At 61.7% G+C, this 21,786-nt stretch carries 18 protein-coding genes; 14 read left to right on the forward strand and 4 right to left on the reverse strand.

Going from position 1 to position 21,786, the window contains the following annotated elements:
* Positions 1-52 precede the first annotated feature (52 nt).
* Positions 53-1,270: a DNA methyltransferase gene (locus H8F26_RS08500; protein ID WP_197158752.1), complete on the forward strand. Its 1,218-nt coding sequence runs from the start codon at positions 53-55 to the stop codon at positions 1,268-1,270.
* A gap of 75 nt (positions 1,271-1,345) precedes the next feature.
* On the opposite strand, the gene H8F26_RS08505 is transcribed toward H8F26_RS08500, so the two are convergent.
* Entirely contained in the window at positions 1,346-2,839 is a 1,494-nt protein-coding gene (locus H8F26_RS08505) for an IS66 family transposase (protein WP_197154297.1), read from the reverse strand.
* A 21-nt stretch (positions 2,840-2,860) separates the two neighbouring features.
* Here H8F26_RS08505 and pglX point away from each other — a divergent pair, with 21 nt between their 5' ends.
* From pglX to H8F26_RS08520, 3 genes are read left to right on the forward strand one after another with little or no spacing between them, the layout of a single operon-like run.
* Positions 2,861-5,275, forward strand: coding sequence for a BREX-1 system adenine-specific DNA-methyltransferase PglX (gene pglX / locus H8F26_RS08510; RefSeq protein WP_197158753.1), 2,415 nt, complete (start codon positions 2,861-2,863; stop codon positions 5,273-5,275).
* Between the two features lie 3 nt (positions 5,276-5,278).
* Positions 5,279-8,146: a TrlF family AAA-like ATPase gene (locus H8F26_RS20135; RefSeq protein ID WP_370594682.1), complete on the forward strand. Its 2,868-nt coding sequence runs from the start codon at positions 5,279-5,281 to the stop codon at positions 8,144-8,146.
* A gap of 1 nt (position 8,147) precedes the next feature.
* On the forward strand, positions 8,148-9,404 hold the full coding sequence (locus H8F26_RS08520; protein WP_197158755.1) for an ATP-binding protein: 1,257 nt from the start codon (positions 8,148-8,150) through the stop codon (positions 9,402-9,404).
* 32 nt (positions 9,405-9,436) lie between these two features.
* Here H8F26_RS08520 and H8F26_RS08525 read toward each other — a convergent pair whose 3' ends face one another.
* Positions 9,437-10,702: an ATP-binding protein gene (locus H8F26_RS08525; RefSeq protein WP_197158756.1), complete on the reverse strand. Its 1,266-nt coding sequence runs from the start codon at positions 10,700-10,702 to the stop codon at positions 9,437-9,439.
* 74 nt (positions 10,703-10,776) lie between these two features.
* Between H8F26_RS08525 and pglZ the strand changes: the two genes are divergently transcribed.
* From pglZ to H8F26_RS08575, 10 genes are all read left to right on the forward strand, one after another.
* The gene (gene pglZ / locus H8F26_RS08530) at positions 10,777-13,314 is read left to right on the forward strand and encodes a BREX-1 system phosphatase PglZ type A (protein ID WP_197158757.1); all 2,538 of its coding nucleotides are present in this window, start codon (positions 10,777-10,779) and stop codon (positions 13,312-13,314) included.
* A gap of 48 nt (positions 13,315-13,362) precedes the next feature.
* Positions 13,363-13,665, forward strand: a complete 303-nt coding sequence (locus tag H8F26_RS08535) for a type II toxin-antitoxin system Phd/YefM family antitoxin (RefSeq protein WP_197158758.1) — start codon at positions 13,363-13,365, stop codon at positions 13,663-13,665.
* Complete coding sequence (locus tag H8F26_RS08540) at positions 13,662-14,060, forward strand: type II toxin-antitoxin system VapC family toxin (protein ID WP_197158759.1); 399 nt, start codon at positions 13,662-13,664, stop codon at positions 14,058-14,060. Before H8F26_RS08535 ends, H8F26_RS08540 begins: the two co-directional genes overlap by 4 nt.
* Positions 14,061-14,066: 6 nt before the next feature.
* Entirely contained in the window at positions 14,067-16,238 is a 2,172-nt protein-coding gene (gene brxL / locus H8F26_RS08545; protein ID WP_197158760.1) for a BREX system Lon protease-like protein BrxL, read from the forward strand.
* A 2-nt stretch (positions 16,239-16,240) separates the two neighbouring features.
* Positions 16,241-17,167 carry a restriction endonuclease gene (locus H8F26_RS08550; RefSeq protein ID WP_197158761.1) on the forward strand — a complete coding sequence of 309 codons (927 nt, stop codon included), beginning with the start codon at positions 16,241-16,243 and terminating at the stop codon, positions 17,165-17,167.
* A gap of 336 nt (positions 17,168-17,503) precedes the next feature.
* On the forward strand, positions 17,504-17,770 hold the full coding sequence (locus H8F26_RS08555; RefSeq protein WP_197158762.1) for a CDGSH iron-sulfur domain-containing protein: 267 nt from the start codon (positions 17,504-17,506) through the stop codon (positions 17,768-17,770).
* Between the two features lie 137 nt (positions 17,771-17,907).
* Positions 17,908-18,141 carry a VOC family protein gene (locus tag H8F26_RS08560; protein WP_370594683.1) on the forward strand — a complete coding sequence of 78 codons (234 nt, stop codon included), beginning with the start codon at positions 17,908-17,910 and terminating at the stop codon, positions 18,139-18,141.
* A 39-nt stretch (positions 18,142-18,180) separates the two neighbouring features.
* The gene (locus H8F26_RS08565; protein ID WP_197158763.1) at positions 18,181-18,567 is read left to right on the forward strand and encodes a penicillin-binding transpeptidase domain-containing protein; all 387 of its coding nucleotides are present in this window, start codon (positions 18,181-18,183) and stop codon (positions 18,565-18,567) included.
* Between the two features lie 127 nt (positions 18,568-18,694).
* Positions 18,695-19,627 (forward strand): hypothetical protein, encoded by a 933-nt coding sequence (locus H8F26_RS08570; RefSeq protein WP_197158764.1) that lies wholly within the window; start codon positions 18,695-18,697, stop codon positions 19,625-19,627.
* Between the two features lie 362 nt (positions 19,628-19,989).
* Positions 19,990-20,349 (forward strand): hypothetical protein, encoded by a 360-nt coding sequence (locus tag H8F26_RS08575; protein WP_197158765.1) that lies wholly within the window; start codon positions 19,990-19,992, stop codon positions 20,347-20,349.
* 21 nt (positions 20,350-20,370) lie between these two features.
* On the opposite strand, the gene H8F26_RS08580 is transcribed toward H8F26_RS08575, so the two are convergent.
* Entirely contained in the window at positions 20,371-21,042 is a 672-nt protein-coding gene (locus tag H8F26_RS08580) for a long-chain fatty aldehyde decarbonylase (protein WP_197158766.1), read from the reverse strand.
* 32 nt (positions 21,043-21,074) lie between these two features.
* Positions 21,075-21,776 carry a glycosyltransferase gene (locus H8F26_RS08585; RefSeq protein WP_197158767.1) on the reverse strand — a complete coding sequence of 234 codons (702 nt, stop codon included), beginning with the start codon at positions 21,774-21,776 and terminating at the stop codon, positions 21,075-21,077.
* Between the last annotated feature and the right edge of the window lie 10 nt (positions 21,777-21,786).

Raw genomic sequence — 21,786 nt, forward strand, 5'->3', positions numbered from 1 at the left:
CGCAGCCGCAGTCTTTTCTCCACCACCCTCCCCACCGATCCAGCCCTGATCCATGCCCGTCAACACCGCTGCCCTGAAGACCTTTGCCCCGGCCATGCGCCGGCAGCTACTGGAGGCGGTAGGCCGCAAGCTCGATCTGCTGCTGCACAGTCAGACCCCAGACACGCTCAGCACCTACGCCAAGCAGATCGCTGAGCTGAGGGAGCACGATGCCGAGAACCGTGAGCAGCTGCTGGAGCGAGCGGCCTACACCTGGTTCAACCGGCTATGCGCCCTGCGCTATCTGGATGCCCGTGGCTGGAACCCCTTTGGCTGCAAGGTGCTGATGCCTGCTGGAGAGGGCGAAACCCAACCTGAGCTGCTCAAGCTGATGCGTGCGGGGAGTCTGCCTGCGGCGCTGAAAGGCCACACCAATGAAAGTCGGCTGCATGGTCTGCTCGATGGTCAGATCCAAACAGCGATCCCAGGTGCTGATCCCCAGGGCGAGGTCTACCGCGAACTGGTGCTGGCGACGTGCCGCTTCTATCACGAGCTACTGCCCAATCTTTTTGAAGGTCTCGATGATGCCAGCGAGTTGTTGCTTCCGGACGACCTGCTGAGTGAGGGGTCGATTGCCGGTAGCTTCCGCCGTGAGATCAGTGATGACGACTGCCAGGATGTGGAGATCCTTGGTTGGCTATATCAGTTCTATATCGCCGAGAAAAAAGATGAGGTGATGGCCCGCAAGAAGGCGGTGCCCACCGAAGACATCCCGGCCGTCACCCAGCTGTTCACGCCCCACTGGATCGTGCGCTATCTGGTGGAGAACTCTCTGGGCAGGCTGTGGCTGCTGAATCGGCCATCGTCAGGGTTGAAGGCGCAGATGCCTTACTACATCGACGGCGAGGCCGAAACGGATTTCCTGAAGATCAACAAGCCGGAAGAGATCAAGGTATTGGACCCGGCCTGCGGCAGCGGACATATGCTCACCTATGCCTTCGATCTGCTGTCCCTAATCTACGAGGAGGAAGGCTACGCGCCCAGCGAAATTCCCGGTCTGATCCTTCAGAACAATCTCTACGGACTGGAGATCTGCCCCCGCGCCACTCAGCTCGCACAGCTGGCCCTCCTCTTGAAGTCCCGCGAACAGTCCCGTCGCTTCTTTCAGCCGGAACAGCTGGTGCGCCCCCAGATCCTTGAACTGCAGGATGTACGTATTAAAGGGGAGGAGCTCAATGACTACATCGAGGCCCTGGGCCTTGAAGAACTCGTATCCGTTCAGGGGCCGTGACGCAGCAGCGCAGCATTCCACCCTTGATCGCTGATCAACGAGCAACCACAGACACCACGATCGATGACGGCCGGCTCAGGGATTCGGCAACAGCGATGGCATCTCACCGCCGCGATGATGGGCGATCAAGGCCTGCTCCAGGAACTGCCAGATATCACGGCCCTGTTGCCGCAGGCTGGTGGTGACCGTGAGCAGCCTGCTGCGGCAGATCGCACCCTGGCGGGATTGGACGCCATGGCTGATCTTGCGCTGAATCACCGAATGGCGCAGGGCACGCTCGGCTGCGTTGTTGGTGGGCTCGATCCCTTCAATCTCCAGGAAGGTCCAGAGGCCATCGCTCACTTGCAGCAACTGATGGCAGGTACGCACCGTCTTGGCCCACGGCGTTCGCTCGCCGCGCTGGCAGCCCAGCTCCACAACCCGCTGCAGCGTGCCCACAAACGCCTGGCGGATCGGCCGACAGCCCTGCTGCAACGTGGACCAGTCGATCGTTCCGTCTTTGTAGCGGTGCCACTGGGCAAACAGCTGCTGCTGCAGGCCCAGCAGCTCCGCTCCAATCTCACCGCTGGCGCCCTGACGGTCAGCGATGGCGGTGAGATCGCGGATCACGTGCGCCCAGCACAGCTGGCGCTGCTCCAGCGGGAGATGGTTGTAGGCGGAGAAGCGATCGCTCACCACAATTCCGCCAAAGGCATTCCCGAGCAGGTCGATCGCGGCGGCAGCCGAGCGGCTCAGGCTCTGCAAGAACACTGTCACCCCCATGGCGGTCACCATGACCCACTCCCAGCCGCGCCGGCCATCGGGGTTGCCCCCATCGGCATTACCGGTGGGGGCACCGGTTTCATCGACATAGACCACCGACTGCTGACGGGCAAACGCAAGGGCCTCCTGCATGGGCTGCTCCAGTGCTGCACTCAAGCGCTGGCGGATAGTGGCCATCGCTCCCCGGCTGATCTGTACCCCCAGCAGCTGATCCAGCAGCGCCTGGGTCTTGCTGAAACTCAACGGGAAGGCACTACCCAGCAGACCCACCAGAGCACTGAGCCGGGGACCGTAATGGCTTACTTCCACCTCCGCCGGTAACGAGGCACAGGTGCTGGTGGAACAGCAGGGGCAGACCAGGCGGTGCAGCCGGTGCTCGATCACCAGAGGCGTGATCGGTGGAATCTCGATCACCTGGTGCCTCAAGGGCTCGGGATCCTGACCCTGTAGCAACGTGCCGCAGCGGCGGCAGGCCTGGGGGTGGTGCTCGACCACCTCATCCACCCGCTCGATCGGCAGCAGCTCCGGCCCAGATCCGGGATGGCCCGGCTGGCCGCCGCGCTTGCGGCCACTGCCCTTGCGTCGTTCGGGCGGCCTAAACCCCTGGCCATCACTGGAGGGAGGCTTGGAAGAATTGCGGGAGCTGCGGCCGATCCGCTCGCGCAGATGGGCCAGTTCGGTCGCCAGGGCGGTGAGCTGGACGCGGAGCTGCACCATCTCCTCCTGTTGAGCCAGGATGAACTCCCTGGCACCAGCTGGCCACGACAACCAGTCCACCTCGGAAATGCCAGCAGGAGGGGCGCCCATCTCAAGCAGTCTCTGCCTGAGATGCAAACGGGAATCAGGACGCCGTCAAGGGTTCAGCAGAGACGATGTTCGCCGCGTGCTGTCCCGACCCCTGAATGCTTACAAGAACTCTTTGATCAAAGCCTATTCAAGCTGCTTCGTCAGTTCGAAGAGGCTAAGACTTTCGGCTCACTGATTCAGCCGTGCCTCGACGAACGGGCCATCGCGGAGGTCCGCCACGCGGTCGAGACCAAGGAGCGCGGGGGGCAGCTCTTCCTGCACGAGACCCACCGCAAGGTCCTAAGTGTTCTCGAACAAGCCGAAGCACTCACCCAGCAGTACCACATTATATCAGCTAATCCTCCGTATCTTGGATCAAAGAAGATGAATAATCGACTAAAGTCGCTTATTCAGGCTGATTACGAGCCATACAAGGCCGACCTTTTTTCTGCTTTTGCTATGCGCGGGGGGAGCCTTGTCATCGCCAAGGGCTTGGCAGGCTTTATGACTCCAAATGTGTGGATGTACATCTCGTCGCACGAGAATCTGCGCACTAAGGTTATCAACGAGCGCACGCTACTGTCACTGGTAGAACTACCTTTGACCGGCTTCGACGGCGCAACAGTTCAGATATGTGCATATGTCTTCGAAAATTACGCAAGGCCTGAATCAAAGGGGGGCTTTGTTCGCTTGGTGGATTTTAAAGGCGCTAATAATATGGGGCCAAAGGTGCGGGAGGCGGTGGCAAACCCAGAATGTGGCTGGTATTTCCGCGCATCATCGCATGACTTCAGGGAAGTCCCTGGCAGTCCAGTTGCCTACTGGGTTAGCTCTATCGTAAGGGCAACTTTTAAGTCTGCAAGGCTCTTGGGGGATAATGCTCCAGTAAAGCAGGGTCTTGCCACGTCAGATAACGAGCGGTTTCTGCGACTTTGGCATGAAGTATCCTTCTCATTGCTTAATCAGAATGCGAAAAGTCTTGAGGACACGGAAGGATACGATTTCAAATGGTATCCTCTAAACAAAGGCGGGGCCTTTCGCAGGTGGTATGGGAATCAGGAATTTGTAATCAACTGGGAGAATAACGGGGAGGAGCTCTGGGCCTTCACGGCCACCCTTAATCAAGGCTCAAATGTTCGACTGAAAAGCAGGGATTTCTATTTTAAGGAGAGCGCAAGCTGGAGCGATGTCACTTCAGGGCGAACTTCGGCACGTTTTTATCCCCAAGGCTTTATCTTTGATACAACAGGTCCCTCGGTCTTCAGAAGCGATGAACTCAGGGTGTTCTTTTTGCTTGGACTCCTGAATTCAAAGGTTACAGATGTATTTGTCTCCCTTCTAAATCCAACCCTTCACTTCACCCTGAAGGATGCGAACGGCTTTCCATTGCCGAGTGGCATCTGTCAACACGACGTAGAGGCCTGCGTAAATGAATTGATCGAGCTCGCCAAAGTCGACTGGGACAATCGCGAGATATCGTGGAATTTCCGGGTGCAACCGTTATTAAGGGAAGATGTTAGGTCGCATACGCTGGAAGCAACGTGGCGGAATTGGGAGTTGCGAAGCACCGCCGCCATCCGACGGATGCAGGATCTGGAGACGGAGAACAACCGGCTGTTCATTGCTGGCTACGGGCTGGAAGGAGAATTGCAGCCCGAGGTGCCTGAGGACCAAATCACCCTCGCCTCCGCCGAAGTCACTACGGATGTTACCGCCTTTCTCTCCTACGCCACCGGCTGCATGATGGGCCGCTACAGCCTCGATCAGGCCAGTCTGATCCTGGCCGACTTCCGCGATAGCCAGGCCGCCCACCTCGCCGCCTACGAAGAAAAAGTCGGCAAGCCCCTGGGCCAAGTCCAATTCAAGCCCGACGCCGATGCCATCATCCCCGTCCTCGACGGTGAGTGGTTCGAAGACGACATCGTTGCACGCACCCGCGAATTCCTGGAGGTCACCTTCCCCGAGAGCACCGTTACCGAAAACCTCCGCTTCATCGAAGAGTCTCTCGGCAAAGACATCCGTAAATACTTCTGCAGCGACTTCTACAAGGATCACCTGCAGACCTACAAGAAGCGACCGATCTACTGGATGGTGCAGAGCCCTAAGAAGGGCTTCGCCTGCCTGATCTACCTGCACCGCTACACCAAGGACACCCTCAACCAGGTGCTCAACAACTACTTCCGGCCCTACCTGCAGAAGCTGGAGGCCCGCCTGGCCCAGCTCGGCCTCGACCAGCTCAACGATTCCCTTCCCACCCGCGAGCGCACCGCCGCCCGCAAGGAGGCCGAGAAGATCACCAAGGTGCTCAAGGAGTGCGAGGCCTGGGAGCAGGACGCCCTATTGCCCCTGGCCCAGCAACGCATCGAGCTCGATCTCGATGACGGGGTGAAGGTGAACTACCTCAAGCTGCAGGACGTGCTGGCACCGATTCCAGGGCTGGCGGCGAAGGAGAACTGAGGCATGCTTGATACTCAGGCCCCCATCAGCGCGGATACCTTCCCAGTGGCCCAGCGCTCAGCATCGCCCAGTCCAGCAGCATGGCCCTACCCCGGTGCTCGATGGTGGACCTTTGATTTCCACGCCCACACGCCAGCTTCTTACGACACCCCCCACTGGCAGCAGGCCATCGGAACTGATGAGGAGGTGACGCCCGAGCGCTGGTTGGGCCAGTTCATGGCAGCCGGTATCGACTGCGTCGCGATCACCGACCACAACACAGGTGCTTGGATCGATCATCTGAAGACTGCCTACCAACGGATGGAGCAGGAGGCCGGGCCAGGCTTCCGGCCCCTTGTCCTGTTTCCTGGCGTGGAGCTATCGGTGCAGGGCGGTTTCCATCTTCTGGCACTATTCGATCCCAGCCGGGCTGGCGCGGATGTGGACAGTCTGCTTGGGGCTGTGGGGTACTCCGGAACTCGCGGCAGCAGTGATGGAGTCACCGGCAAAGGCTTGTTTGACACCATCGCAGCTGTCCGTGAAGCCGGAGCCATCCCCATCCCTGCCCACGCCGATCGTCCTGGTCCCACAGGGAAAGCTTTGTTTGCCGTTCGTGAAGGCAGCCAAGCAAGTGTTGTCGATGCCACCACCCTCAAGCAGTTGTTGGAAATAGGTGATCTGCTCGCCGTGGAGTGGGAGAACCTCGATCGTCCCTATCCCGCCTGTATTCGTGATCAGGCTGCAAACCTTACAAAGGTGATCGGCAGCGACAGCCATAGCTTCCAAGGAGCACGGTCTCCTGGTTCTCGTTATACCTGGGTAAAGATGGCCAGCCCCACCCTCGAAGGCCTGCGTCTCGCCTTGCTGGATGGCAACGAGGGTGCGGTGGAGCGTTGGGGTGGCGACGAGGCCCAAGGGAGAGCAAGGCTCGGGCCACCATCCCAGCCACCGGCGCTTGTCCTGCGCGAAGTGCGCCTCTCGGACGCGCGTTGCATGGGTCAGGGAACCGCTGCCACTCTTCGCCTCAACCCTTGGTTCAACGCCATCATCGGCGGCCGTGGCAGTGGCAAATCCACCTGGGTTCATTCCTTGAGACTCGTCTTACAGCGCTCCGGCGAATTGGAAGCACTGGGGCAATCGGCCGAGGCGTATCGACAGTTTCAATCCTTCAGTCAGTTGCCGACCACTCGCGGACCGAGCGCTGGAGGCCTACGCCAGAACACTGTGATTGGTCTGGAGTTGCAGCGCGATGGGGTACCCCACCGCCTGCGTTGGCAACTGGATCACCCCCAGGGGAGTGTGGAAGAGCTAAGCTCCAGCGGCCAATGGCAGCATTCCACCAGCCAGGCGATCACGGCGGAACGCTTCCCGATTCAGCTGTTCTCCCAGGGACAGATCGCCGCTCTGGCGGATCAGGGCCGCTACGCCCTGATGGAGATGATTGATCAGGGGGCTGGCCTGGCGTCTCAAAGTCGGCGCATCGAGGAGCTTCGGCGCACCTACCTCAGCCAGCGCTCCCGTCTTCGGGAGCTGGAAGGGCGTCTTGCCGAGCGGGCGGAACGGGAACGGGAGCTCAGCGAGCTGCGGCGCAAACTCAACGATCTGGCTGAGTTGGATCCCGGCACTGTGCTGGCTGATCAGCAACGAGCCGTGCGGCAACGCCGAGAACTCGATCGCGCTCGTCAACACCTGGAGAACCTGCCAGCCGCGCTGGAGCAACTCGCCAGCCAGCTGCCGCTGGATGACTGGGCCGCGGAGTTGTTCGATCCGGATCGCGACAGTGATGCAATGGCCTGGCGGCAGGAGATCGATGCTGCGCTAGTGGCTGCACAGGCGCAACTGCAGCACTTGGCCGCTGCAATCGGGCGCCAGGCACGAGATCAATCGCACCATCCAGGCATCCAGGCTTGGCGCAGCAGAGCCGAAGCTGTGGAACGGGCTGCGCAGCAGCTTCAGTCTGAGTTGGCTGAGCGCGGGCTGACGGACCCGGGGTTGATGGGGCAGTGGCTCCAAGAGCGGCATCGCCTCGAAGCACTGCTGCAGGAACTCGACGGCATTGCACTGGAGCGCCAGGCTCTGGAACAGGCAAACGAACGGCAATGGCACGACCTGCTTCAGGCACACCAGAAGCGCAGTGGCTTTCGCCAAGCCTTCCTCGATGGCGTGCTCCAGGCCAACCCCTATGTGCGGATGGAGGTTGTTGCTTTTGGATATGAGCCTGAGGCATTCGGGTCCCAACTCCGCCAGCTACTTGATCTGGATGGCAATGGCTTCGAAAGCGATCTGAGTGCCTTGGTGGAACAGATGAACTCGGCGACCGACCGACTGGACGTGGTGGCAGCGATCAAACGCTCGCTCTTGGATGAACATGAGAACCAGACACTGGGAGCCAAGTTTCGGAAGAATCTTGACCGCAAGCTGGCACAGCCTGGCTTTGCGGATGCGATTCGCTGCTGGCTGCCAAGCGATGACTTAAGAATCACCTACAGCCATCGCGGTAATGGCCGTGATTGGGAGCCCATTCAGCAGGGATCCCAGGGGCAACGAGCATCTGCTCTGCTGGCATTCCTACTCTCGTTCGGCGATGCTCCGCTGGTCTTGGATCAACCCGAAGATGATCTGGACAATAAGCTCATCTCCGAACTCGTAGTGGCTCAGATCCGAGCCAATAAAATGCGCAGGCAACTCCTGATCGTGACCCACAATCCCAATGTTGTTGTGAATGGCGATGCTGAGCTTGTTACCGTGATGGATTTCGGTCGTGGTCAATGCTATGTGCAGAGTTCAGGAGCACTTCAAGATCCTGAGATCCAGAATAATGTCTGCTCAGTGATGGAAGGTGGCCGCGAGGCCCTGGCTCGTCGCTGGGCAAGGCTTGGGCGGGAGGTGTGAGATGAGACTGAGCCGCAATGATCTGATCTCAAAGCTCAGCCTGGGAGAAGACAGCCTCCTGGAATGCAAAGAAGTTCGCTTCTCAGGTGCATCAGTGCGAGGCCCATCGCAGAACGACCTGGCTGATGAGCTTGCGGCCTTTGCCAACAGCCGAACAGGCGGCACCCTGTTGCTCGGCATCGATGACAAGACGCGTGAGGTGCTGGGAATTCCTGTTGATCGCCTTGATCTCGTCGAGGCATTAGTCCGCCAGGCTGTTGAAGACAGCATCAAACCTCCACTGGCCCCGGTGATTGAGCGATTCACCCTGCCTGATTCTCTGGGCTTGGAGCACGCCATCCTCAGAGTTGACATCGCACCCAGTTTGTTTGTGCATCAGAGCCCCGCTGGCTACTTGCACAGGGTTGGCTCCTCGAAGCGCCCTATGCCGCCTGAATACTTGGCGCAGCTGTTTCAGCAGCGCAGCCAGAGCCGCCTGATCCGATTTGATGAGCTGCCGGTTTTGTCTGCTCAATGTGAGGATCTTGATGCCAAGTTGCTCGAACGCTTTCAGCCTCAGTTATCACCTGACGCAAATTGGCAGTCGAAGACAGGCCTGGTGGTCGAAGCGGAAGATGGATCTCTCCATCCTTCAGTGGCGGGAGTGCTGCTGACCAGCCTCAATCCCCAGCAATTCCTGAAGGGTGCTTACATCCAGGCTGTGGCCTATGCGGGCACCGAGGTAGCGCCCCAGGGAGAGGATGTCATGTACCAGCGTGATGCTGCAGATCTCACAGGCCCACTGGATCAACAGATCACAGCGGCCTGCAGGTTTGTGGCTCGCAACAGCCGCACGGGAGCTGCAAAGACGCTGGAGGGAGGTCGAATTGATCGCCCACAGTTTGATGCGTTGGCTGTATTTGAAGCGATCACCAATGCCGTTGCCCATCGCGATTACTCCATCCCCGGCAGCAAAGTGAGACTCCGTCTCTTTGACGATCGCCTCGAAATCTTTTCGCCGGGCATGCTGCCGAATACGATGACTACCGAGAGCCTTCCTCTGCGCCAGGCCTGCCGCAACGAGCTGATTGCCAGCCTGCTTGCGCGTTGCCCTGTGGAGACTGCTGTGGGCATCAGCCATCGCCGCTACATCATGGACCGTCGCGGTGAAGGTGTGCCCCTGATTATTTCTCGAACACAGGAATTGTCAGGTCAGCTTCCTAACTACCGCCTCATTGACAACAACGAGCTACTGCTCACGATTCCTAGTTCTCTGTGATGCTGCTCTTGCTGATCAGAGCAGTCCTAGGTTCAAAGCGCCAAGCGCGCCTTGCCGGTCATCAGGTACTGAATCGCCTCCCGTCCACGACGTGGCAAAGCCTCAACGGCACCGGCCTCTATCAGCTGCTGCAGGGTCTGCGACACCGAGGGTTGCTTCACGACCCACAGCCCCACCAACTCGGCCTGCGTCTGAATCGAGGCCGGATCCACCTGTGCCCAGGCCACCAACCGCTCCCAGGCCGTGTCGCCCAGCTGCTCCTGCAGCTCCGCCTGGTTGCGTTGCCGCAAGGTCAGCAAGAGATCGTCCAGCCCCACAGGCGCGACTTCGGCACCTCCGCTCGTCAGCCCCAGCAAGGCCGTGATGCCATCTTCCAGGGCCTTCAACAGGCCGCGCAGATCCCCTCGGAACAGCTCGTAAAGCTTCTGCACCACGGCATCAGTCACGGGGGGCCGCCATGGCTTGGCGGGATCCTGCTGCAGGGCCTCGTAGCGATTGGCCAGCAGTTGCTTCACCTCAGTCAGATCCAGAGGCTCCAGCACCAGGGGATTGCTGAACACCGAGCGGATCTGGGTGTGGCTCTGCACCACCGTGCGCACCGCATCGGTGGTGCCCACCACGATCAGATGCAGACCGTCGTGCAGCAGGGCCTGATCGCGGATCCCGCGCAGCAGATCGGCGGCCCGCGAGGCGTCTGCCTCGCTGAGGTTTTCGAGGTTGTTGAGGTGCAGCACGATGCCGCGTGCGCCCCGACCGATGGCGTAGCGCAAGAGATCACGCAACACCCTCGGTCCGTCCAGCAGCAATGCCCCTGGTGGCGTGGCCACGCTTTCGCTCTGGCTGCCGCCAAGCCCCACACCAAAGGCCGACAGCGTGAGTCCGCCGCCCCGCAGGCGAATACTGCGGACCAGTTGCTGGGCGGCTTCCACTTCAGGCCCCGCTGCCGTGGGGCAGTTGGCCAGAACAGCGTCATACACACCCGAGAGGAGCTGCCCCAACAACTGCTCGCTGGCCACCTCTGCGCTGATGGGGATGATCTCGTCGGAACTCCAGTACCCCTCCGCCTGAGCATCGGCCTTCACCGTCTGTACCAGGGTGGTTTTGCCGATCCCCGGCCGGCCGGCCACGGCCTGGCGGGAGCTGGCACTGCTGCCGATCGTGGTGAGCAGCAGCTGCCGCTCCCGTTGCCGGCCCACAAACAGCCGCAGCGGCGTGGCCTCCGAATCCACCCGCAACGTGGCCTGGAAGAAGGGCGACGAGCGCAGGTTGTACAGGCCCCAGAGGTTGGGCAGCGCCATGGCTCGACGTATTGGCAACGGGCGTCAGCCAGTCAATACTGGTCATGTATTGGCCGATCTGGCAATACCTGCCCATGACCCGCTCCCCTGCCGCCACCAGCCGCATCCACGAGAGCCTCGACGCCGCATTGGCCCGCAAGCGCGTCGTGCTGTGGTACGACCCCAACGGCGAGTGGGCCTCCGATTTCGAGGAGTACCAGCCCGCTCAGGCCGAGAAGCTGCGGGTGGAGGGCAACGAGTTCTCTGTGAAGGTGGCGATCAGCCGCGCCCCCCTCGACCAGCGCTTCCTCCTCTACAACCCTTCCGCCAAACCAGCCGAACCTGACAACTGGCTGCTGGATCTGCTGCTGGCGGGCCATGAGTTCACGGCCGACAGAGCCTCCCTCGACATCCAGGAAGCGGGCCTGACGCTGGAGTTCAAAGAGCTGGCCCAGGAGCACAAGGCCTTTTTCCGCTCACCGGTGCGCACCACCAAGCTCAAGGAGTTGCTGCGTCCCAATGACGGTGACGCCGCGGTGCGGCTCAAGATGCTGGCGGTGCTGGCCAAGCAGCCGCCCGATATCGACAAGCTGTTGCTGCATGCCTTCGGGCAGCTCGATCCGGCCAACCCCGATGGCGACGACCCGGTGGAGACCCTCTATGGAAACCACCAGCTGAGCCGCTATTTCTGGAAGGCGGTTGGCGAGAAGTTCGGCTACGCCAGCCCCGAGCCCAACCTGCGCGACTTCGCCGTTGCCCTGTTCAATAGCGTGAGCTCAATCGGGCCCGATGGCGACCTGCTGCCCCACGCCCGGGTGTTCCTGAGTATCTGGAAGGACAGCCTCAGCGCAAGGAGTGCCTTTCAGCAGTGGAGCGATCACCTCGCCGGTGTGCTGCGCGTTGAAGAGCAGCTCAACGATGCGCCAGACAGCTACGACCCAGACGACGACGACAGCTATGAGCTGATCGAGCGCTTTGTGCTCAGCCGCCTGCTGCAGCGTTTCCAGGGCGACGCCTCAGACGCCGACCTGCTGGATGCGATCCGCAGTCGCAGCAGCTCCTGCTGGTTTGAGAAGCACCTGCACGGCTACCGCGCCCTGGAGCAGGCGATCACCTTCCGCCAGCTGCTGGCGAAGGCTGATCTGCAGGTGCCCGGTTTTGAGGAGGGGCTGCAGCGCTACTGCAACAGCTGGTGGCGGCTGGATCAGGCTTACCGGCGCTGCATTTTCCATGCCCGCACCTACCAGCAGCCCACCCTCTTCAAGCCGCTGCGGGAATGGTTGGAGAACCAGTACGTGAACAACGTGCTGCTGCCGCTCACCAACCGCTGGAGCGATCAGGTGAGTCAGCTGAGCAGCTGGAGCTCCACGGCCTTGCCGCGGCAGAAGGAGTTCCACATGCGCTACGTGCATGCACCGCTGGGCTCCAAGAGCCTCAAGCGCCTGTTTGTGGTGATCTCCGATGCCCTGCGCTACGAGGCCGCCCGCGACTACGCCGAGCGCCTCAACGCTCAGGCGGGTAAGGGCTGGAAGGCCGAGGTGGATGCCCTACTGGGGGCGCTGCCCTCGTACACCCAGGTGGGCATGGCGGCCCTGCTCCCGGGTGCTCAGCTCGGCATCAATCCCGCCGATGGCACCGCAACGGTGGATGGCCAGAGCGCCTCCGGCACCGAGAACCGGGACAAGATCCTCAAGGCCTATGCCAATGGCCGTGCCAAGGCGATTCAGGCGGAAGACTTCCTCAATCTGCCCACCACCAAAGAGGGAGCCGAACTGATCAAGGAGCACGACGTGATCGTTGTGTATCACAACCGGATCGATCGGATCGGCGACAAGCGCGACACGGAAGCCGACACCTGCCAGGCGGTGGAGCAGGCCTTCGAGGAGCTGGACGCGATCCTGCGCAAGATCAGCAGCCTCAAGGGCAGCCAGGCCGTGATCACCGCCGACCACGGCTTCCTGTTCCAGCAGGAACCGGTGGATGCCAACGACCGCTCAGAGTTTCCCGCGGCCAAGGAGCTCACCTTCAAGAACCGCCGCTTTGCCCTGGGCACGGGCATCAAGCCCAGTACCGGGCAGAAGGTGTTCACCGCCGCTGAGCTGGGCCTGGCCGGCAGTTGGGAAGCGGTATTCCCGCTGGGCCTCGATCGCTATCCCCGTTCGGGCTCCGGCTCACGCTTCGTGCATGGCGGCACCTCCCTGCAGGAGGTGGTGGTGCCGGTGATCCGGCTCAAGCGCGAACGCAAGGACGAGAGCCGCGTGGTGGAGGCCGAGCTGCTGCGGGTGCCCGCCAAGATCACCATGGGCAAGCTGAGCTTCGGGCTGTTCCAGCTGGAGCCCGTGGAACCCCGCAAGCGCCTGCCGCTGCAGCTGCGCATCGGCCTGTACGCCAAGGCCGATGGGGCCTTGCTCTGCGCCCACCGCACCGTGCTGCTGGATTCCGCCGCCAGCGAGGCCCGCGAGCGGGAGCAGCAGGTGGTGCTGGAGCTCTCCAACGCGGCAGGGGACTACAACAACCAGACCCTGGAGCTGCGCCTGGAGCAGCTGCTGGAGGGTGTCAGCCAGCCCCAGGCCTACAAGACTGTGGAGCTGAAGCTGCAGCGGCCCTTCGGCAGCGACTTCGACGACTTCTGATGGCCTTAGTCCATGCCTAAACTAAGTAGGCTGGTTTGTCGCGACGCCATGGAGACCGCCCCCTCTGCGCCTCACTCCACGCCGCGAATCGTGAACGTGCATCAGGCGAAGACCAACCTGTCCCGCCTGATCGATGACGCCCACGCCGGCGAGACCATCGTGCTGGCCAAAGCGGGCAAGCCCTGGGCGCGGCTGATGCCCCTCGCCCCACCACCTCCGCAGCGCATCCCTGGGCGACTGCGCACTCAGGGCCCTCTCCATGATCCCGATGCGTTGTTGGAGCCGATGGATGCCGATGAGCTGGCGTCATGGGAGGACAGCCCCGTGATGTCTGGGGCACCCACTCCATGAGCAGCGCAGCGACCTACCTGCTCGACAGCCATGTGCTGCTGTGGTGGTGGTTCGAGCCAGAGCGACTTTCGGGCGCGGTGCGGGAGTTGCTGATCGATTCCGCCACCCCGGTTCTGGTGAGTGCGGCCACGGTATGGGAGCTGAGCCTCAAGCACCACCGCGGCAAGCTGCCGGAGCTGGCCAGCGTCATCGGCGATCTACCAGGCCTGCTCCAGGCAGATGGGTTCGAGGCTCTGCCGATCGCCCTGGCTCATGGCCTGCGGGCTGGTGCCTACAACCAGCCGCACCGTGATCCTTTTGATCGCATGCTCGCTGCCCAGGCCGAGCTTGAGCGGATGGTGCTGCTCACCGCCGATCCGCAGCTCTCCACCTTTCCCTGTCAGATCCTCTGGTGACATCGCATGGCTTCTGAGCACAGCCCCCTGGATCAGAAGATCCTCGAGTACTTCCCTGGTCTGGTGGTCCGCAAAGACCTCACCACCGAGCTGAAGCAGAACGCGGTGGTGCCCACCTATGTGCTCGAGTACCTGCTGGGCCAGCACTGCGCCACCGACGACCCCACCTTGATCGCAGAGGGCCTGGAGTCGGTACGGCGCATCCTCGCCAAGCACTACGTGCATCGCAACCAGGCGGAGCTGGTGAAGTCCACGATCAAAGAGCGCGGCACCCACAAGGTGATCGACAAGCTCACCGTGGAGCTCAACGACAAGGCCGGCTTTTATGAGGTGGAATTCACTAACCTCGGCCTCAAGAAAGTCCCTATTGAGGTGGACTTCATCAAGCGCTACCCCAAGCTGCTGGTGGGAGGCATCTGGGCGATCACTGACGTGGAGTACGAACTCCCCACCGACCCCAAGGCCAGCCCCTGGCAGATCTCCACCGTCAAACCCATCCAGGTGGCCGGCGTCGACCACGACGAATTCCTCGCGGCCCGGGCCAAGTTCAGCACTGATGAGTGGATGGATGTGCTCATGCAGAGCGTGGGCTTCAATCCGGAACACTTCAGCCGCCGCGCCAAGTTGCTCACCCTGATCCGGTTGATCCCGTTCTGTGAGCGCAACTACAATCTGCTGGAACTCGGCCCTAAGGGAACCGGCAAATCCCACATCTTTGCCGAGTTCTCACCCCACGGCATGCTGATCTCAGGCTCGGAGGTCACTGCTCCCAAGCTGTTCGTGAGCAATGCCAATGGCAAGATCGGCCTGGTAGGTTATTGGGACTGCATCTGCTTCGACGAATTCGCCGGTAAGGACAAGAAGGTCGACAAGACGCTGGTCGACATCATGAAGAACTACATGGCCAACCGCACCTTCTCCCGCGGTATCGAGCAGCTCTCAGCCGAGGCTTCGATGGTGTTCATGGGCAACACCCAGAAGTCGGTGGCCTACATGCTCAAGCACTCCCACTTCTATGAGCCGCTACCGGATAAATACATCGATTCCGCCTTCATCGACCGTATCCATGCCTTCAATCCCGGCTGGGAGGTGGCACCGGTGCGCCATGAGCTGTTCTGCACCGGCTATGGCTTTGTGGTGGATTACATCGCCGAGGTGCTCAAGCACCTGCGCACCGAGGACTACACCGGTCTCTACAAGCCGTTTTTTGAGATCAGCTCGGAGGTATCCACCCGCGATCAGACTGGTTTCGAGAAGACCTTCTCGGGTCTGATGAAGATCCTCCACCCCGATGGCAAGGCCAGCAAGGAGGAGATCGCCGAGCTGCTGGAGTTCGCCATGGAATGCCGCCGACGGGTGCGGGAGCAGATCCTCCGGATCGACGACACCTTCAAAGCCAACGACTTCATCTACCGCGACCTGGAGACCGGCAAGACGGTGACGGTGCTGACACCGGAAGAGACGCAGTACCCGGCCTTCGCTGGCCTTCGGCCCCTCGCCAGCCAAACGGGTGGTGGTGCCACAGAACTCACCCCTGGTGAGGGTAGTCAGGCTACCGAATCCAGAACCACCTCTCCGGTGGCATCCTCCGGCGCCTCTGGCATTGAGTCCCCTGAGGATGCGTCCACGTCTCCCCCGCTCCAGGCGGACGCGACGTTCCCACAGCCCGAGTCTTCCTCTCTCAAGGAGCACCATCTGGTCGTACCAGAAAATTCCAAGGGCTGGAGCTACCGGCGCCTGTTCGGCGATTATCTTCGTGGTGCCACGGGGATCATCATCCGGGACCCCTACATCCGTGCCTTCCACCAGATCCGCAACCTGGTGGAATTCCTGCGCATGGTGAACGAGATCACGCCAGTGGGCGACGAGGTGACCGTGCACCTGATCACCGGCTCCGATCAGGACGCGATGGAGAAGCAGGTCGATAACCTTGGCCAGCTACAGGATTCCTTCGCTGGGACCAGCACGCCGTTCACCTGGGAGATTGACGCCAGTCCCAACTTCCACGCCCGTAGCATCACCACCAACACGGGCTGGAAGATCACCCTCGATCGTGGTCTGGATCTCTTCCAATGGTTTGAGTTCAATGTCTTCAACGCCGCCGCCGCAGTGCAGGAAGCCAGGCTGGTGAAGGGTTGCGAGATCAACTACATCCGTCAGCCGGAGGATAAGTTGTGACTATGCCCGACATCCCAAAGTTTCATGAGTTCATGCGACCGCTGCTTGAAGTCCTCCAAGAGCATGGCGAACTCGCTCGTTCCGATGCCATCGATGCTGTTGTGCGCAAGATGAGCTTAACGGATGAGCAGATGGCTGTCACTCAGGAGAGTAATGGCAAGTCTCTTGTCCGTGGCCGCATTGGTTGGGCATCGTCGTATCTCCGGAAGGCTGGGGCCTTGATCGGCCCGCAACGTGGGCATTTTGCTCTTGGTCCTAACGCCCGGGGACTCCTGGCGCTGAATAGGCCGATCAAAAGAGCGGATCTTACAAATTTTGAGGAATGGAAAGCGCACCAGAATTCCAAGCAGTTGAGATTGCAATCCCCTCCTGATCTCAGCGGTGAGTTCAGCAATGAAGACAGCACGCCTGAAGATCTAATTGAGTCAGGCGTGAGGTTGATCAAGGATCAACTTGCTTCTGATCTGCTCGATCAGATGCGAAGGATGGATCCCCATGCCTTTGAAGGTCTGGTCTTGGATGTGCTCGCTGCTATGGGTTATGGAGGAGGATCCAGGCAATCTATGCAGGGAGTCCCACGTGGGCCTGATGGTGGCATAGACGGCAGAATCAATGAGGACAAGCTTGGCCTGGATCAGATTTATATGCAGGCCAAGCGATACTCTGAGAATTCAGTCTCCAGCGAGAAAGTGCAAGCATTTGTCGGCGCCATGACCCAGGGCGGGTGTCGAAAAGGGATCTTTGTTACCACAAGTACCTTCACTGCCGATGCTCTTCAATTTGCTGCGAGCATCAGAGATCCTCGCCTGGTCCTCGTCGATGGCGTGAAACTGGCTGCTCTTATGATCCAGTATGGCGTAGGCATCCAGACAAAGGAAGTGATCAAGATCTCGAAGATTGACCTCGACTACTTCGGTAGCGAGGAGTGATGTCGATCTCCCCAGGCCTAACCGCAGGCGGAGATCCCGGGGATAAACCTCAGCGACCACAGACGATTTGGGGATGCGGGCTCCAGCATCCTGATGGTGACCGACGCCTTCTGCATGCCAGACGCGCGCTGAACTCCACGTCCAGATACTGGATGCTCCGAAGCAGATATTGGAAATAGTCTGCCGCGATGGCTTGGCGTCCAACCTGCCTCGGGTTGGCTTGTCGGCTCCCCGTATCCAGCCCCGCCCCACCCCACCGGGACTGCAATTGGTCAAAGATGGAGCCGCTGAAGCCGCCCCACGCTCGGCTGGGGCCTCAACGGGAGGGCTGAACCGATGCCTGAGCCCAATGCCGCCACACCAGGTCCGGAACCGCTTGAACTGCCCGCTGGGGCACATCAGCTCTGCCGCTGTGGTCGCAGCCGTCAGGGCTGGTTCTGCGATGGCGCCCATCTGGGCACTGGCCGGGTGTCCTGCGAAGTGCGCCTGAGCGAGGCGGCCACGATGCTGATGTGCCGCTGTGGTCGCTCCCACCGCTATCCCCTCTGCGTCGGCCGCCATGCCGCCCAGCCCCGCCGGCCCTGGTGGTGGCCATGGGGATGAGCGCCTCAATCGTGCTGGCCGCCGACGATCCCGCCGCCCTGGCGTAGTTCTATGGCGCTCTGCTTGATGTAGAGCCACAGCCGGGCTTGTGCGGAACGCACTGGCGCGTCCCCTGGCCGGCCGGCGGCTGGTTGGAGGTGTACGCCCCATCCAGGAGCCGGCCTCAGCCGCGGCAGCCGGGGCGACTGGCGCTCTGCCTGCAACGAGAGGCGGATGCAACAGGTGCCCTTGTCGTGCTCCACGCCTGGATCAGCGCGGCCCTGGAGCTGGGCGCCAGCGTGGGAGATCCGCCGCGGCAGGAATCCTTTGGTGCCGAGGCCTGGCTGCTGGATCCGGAGGGCAATCACCAGTTGCTGTTGGTGCTGCCCTGAGGGTTGGGCGAGGCTTGCCTGCATTCCCTGCCGACATCCATGGTCAAGCCATTCACGCTGATCGCGGTGGCTGTGCTGGCCCTGCCCACAGCTGCAGCCGCAGCGCCCTGGCGAGACGAACCGGCCGTGACGGCCCTGTTCCGCGACGCCGGTGTGGTTGGCACCTTCGTGCTGCTGGATGAAGGCCGCGGGGAACTGCGCGGCCACAACCGCAAGCGGGCTGAGCAGCGCTTCTCGCCCGCTTCCACCTTCAAGATCGCCAATGCCCTGATCGGCCTGTCGCTGGGCGCCGTGCGCAGCGTCGAGGAAGTGATTCCCTACACCGGGGATGCCAACCCATTCATGCGTGAGTGGCTGCAGCCGATGGGGCTGCGCGGCGCCATGAAGGTGTCGAACGTGCCGCTCTATCAGCCTGCTCAACTCTGACCCGACCACGGTGGGAGTGGCCGGGGGGTACCTGGTTCAGGACCAGGATGGTCAGGATGTGGGCTTCAGCCCTGGGGCGTATGGGTTCGGGTTCGGCGGAGCCAGCCTGAAGGCCGGAAAGCACAGCATGTTGTATCGCTATGAGCAGCCGCTGGTTGATGATCCCGCCATCCGCGAAAACCTGAACCCAGACACCCGCCTCCCTGCACTTCAGGGCTGGGAGACGCTGATTGCCGACGATTGGCGCCCTCGCGATCCGATCACGGGCGAATGGAGCCCCAGTCTCAGCAACACCGCCCAGATCCGCCTCGGGTTCCTTCCCACGGACAATGGCGAAGTGGGGAGCGTGATTCTGGAGAATGGCGGTTCTGGCTACATGGGCTCACGTGGCGGCAACCACACGGTGGATTTTGAGATCCGTGGCAATGATGCCATCACCGGCAATCCCCTCAATCCAGAGGATGTGGCAATCGTACGACTGGGATTTGCCAACGGATCCCTGACCTCGGCCGAGCTGCTCAACAATGGCAGCGGATATCAGTACCTCGGCCAGGTGATGGAGTCGGGCTCCAGTTTTGGGGCCACCGTTCCTTTCACTGAGCAGCAGGATGCCGTGGTGCCGCTCAATCTCTCCTTGATGGAGAGCTGGTATGAACAGCCTGCTTCCAATTACCGCGATAGCTATCTGATCACCGATACCAAGGCCCGTGCTTCGTTGCGGCGGGGCCAGAGCAATGAACTTCAGCTGGAGGTGAAGATCGTCGGCCGGGATCGCCAGAGCCGCCGTCAGCTCAGCCGGATGGCACGGCCGGATCAATGGTCCACCGGCTACAGCGGCGAAGGCCCCGAGCGTGCCTACCGCACCGCTCAGACAGGCAGCATCCGCATCAAGGATCAGCAAGGGCGTTTGCTCGGGCGAGGCCAGCTGGAGAGTGGTGTTGCTCAGATCGGTCTCCAGAACTTGTCCGCTGACGGTGAGCTGGAGATCCTGTTTGGCGGCGACAGCAGCTCCAGTTATCTGGTGAATTACCGCGCCTCCAGCAGCTGGATCAGCCTCTGATCTGACGTCATCGGCAGCTCAGGCGCGGCGGTGGATCCCGTCCTGGGATCCATCAGGCTCCGCTTGAGGCGGTCGATCCTCTTCCTGCCGGTCGATGCAGGTGGAGCACAGTACCCGTCCTTTCTGCTGGAGGTAGAGGCGGAGCGAGCGTTCGATCTGAACGCCACAGCCCGAACAGCAAAAGAGTGGGCTCATCGGCGGCCGGCTTCATCTCCACAACTAGCCGAGCTGGGATGGCTGACGCCGACATCCTTTCGACAACGCACACACAGAGGCACCGATGCCCCAGGCGCTGGAGCCGAACTCGGGGCCACGTTATCACGCTAGTGTTGTGTTGCATTGACCTCGTTATCATGGTTGCCATGCCGTTCACCGCCACCCCCGGGCGCGCCCTCCAGTCCTTGACGCTGCTGCTGGCCCCGGAAGGAGCCCTCAGCGGGGATGGCCAGCTGAGGGAGCTGTTCCTGGAGCGCCGCACACGCCAGGACGGCCCCACCGACCTCTGGTATCTGCCCTGCTCCGCCGTGCGCGAGCTGTCTTTGAACGACGGCAGCGCCGAAGCCGTCGCGGCCCTCGATCCCGCTGTGATCACCTGGCTGCAGCTCCGTTTCGGCGGCGACTGCCAGAGGGTGGAGCTGCCGAGCGGTGGCCTGGAGCCGTGGGCCTCGGATCTGCCTCCGGTCGCTCCCCTGGCGCCGATGAGGGCCATGGAGAACGCCTGAATCGGCTGGATGTCCCGCTGCTCAGGGGGCTGGCGCAGCGAGAGCGCGGCCCACTGAGCGGGCGATCGTGCGACGCGCCGCAGGCCCGCCGATGCCGATCCGCTCCAGGCTTCCCTGGAGCAGGTCGGCGAACTCCGCCACCAGCTCCGTGGCCTCCATGCCGATGGCGGCCACATCCGGCAGCAGCGGCCTGAGGATCGCCAACGTGATCGGCAGGGCCTGGGTGCACCAGTCGAGGGCGAGATCACCCGCGGGGCTCAGCCGCCGTTCGCCGTAGTTCAGGTGCTCGTCCTCGTCGGCCATCACCCGGCGGGTGATCGGTGCCGCGTAGGGGTCGGCCACCGGCAGGTAGCCGCGGTAGGCGGCCAGGGCGAAGCTTTCCACCACCAGGCACTGGATCACCAGCGGTCCCACCCGGTCTGCCGAGCGACGGGCGTCCAGGAAGAGGGCATGCAGGGGGGCGAACAGGTCGCGGGCCAGGGCCAGGTCAGGTTTGATGCCCAGGTTGATCCCACACCCCACAAAGTCGCGGGCATGGCCGCTTTCCATGGCAGCCAGGCGATCGAGCTCCTGGCGGTCTTCGGGGAAGATCTCGGCCAGTTGCCGGAAATGGCGATAGGCGAGACCTTCGCCCACGATCACCATTCCATTGATGCGCGCGTAGGCGGCGCGGTAGGCGGGGCTGTCGTACATGGGGATCTCGTGGGTTGGGGAGTGCTGCCGACTCAGGTGGGGCAGAGGGGACGATTCATGGCGGAGTGGGCTGCGAGCCAGCGATCCGACTCCGGCATCGAGAGGCAGTCGTCGAACCAGGGGCCGCCGAGGGTGTAATGCAGAACCTTCGGCTGGGGTGGGATCGCCTGGACACCCACGAGCACGTTCCACTCGGGCGGAATCGTGCCGATGGTGTCGTCATCCAGCCAGCGGAACTGGTGCAGCTCCAGGCCGGAGGCAGTGTTGACCCGCTCGGGAGTGAGCTGGCGGCAGCTGCCGCAGTTGAACAGAACTACCGACGACCAGTTCTTGCGCTCGTAGGGGGTCTGGGGCATGCCCTGGAATTTGAGGCCCTCCTCGCATTCATGGCGGTGCTTCACCACCTGCACCGCATAACGCTTATCGCGATGGGCCCAGAGCTCGGCGATGTCCCCGAGGCAGAGCATGTCGGCATCGATGAACAGGGCCCAGCCCTGGTAGCCGGCCAGGAAGGGCACCAGGAAGCGGCTGAAGGAGAAATCGGTGCTCTGCTTCGGATCCCGGGGTCGGGTGTAAACACCCGCCAGCTGGTCGAGCCGCACCTGGGCGATCAGCACCGGCACGCTGGCGTGGGCCTGAATCGAATCGGTAAGCACGTTGACGGCCACCTCCTCCCGGGGGTCGTAGCCGATGAAGATGCGTGGCGCCTCAGCGCCGATGAGGGGTGAAGCCATGGGGAATGGG

The sequence above is a fragment of the Synechococcus sp. CBW1006 genome (genome assembly GCF_015840525.1).
Taxonomy (GTDB): Bacteria; Cyanobacteriota; Cyanobacteriia; order PCC-6307; family Cyanobiaceae; genus CBW1002.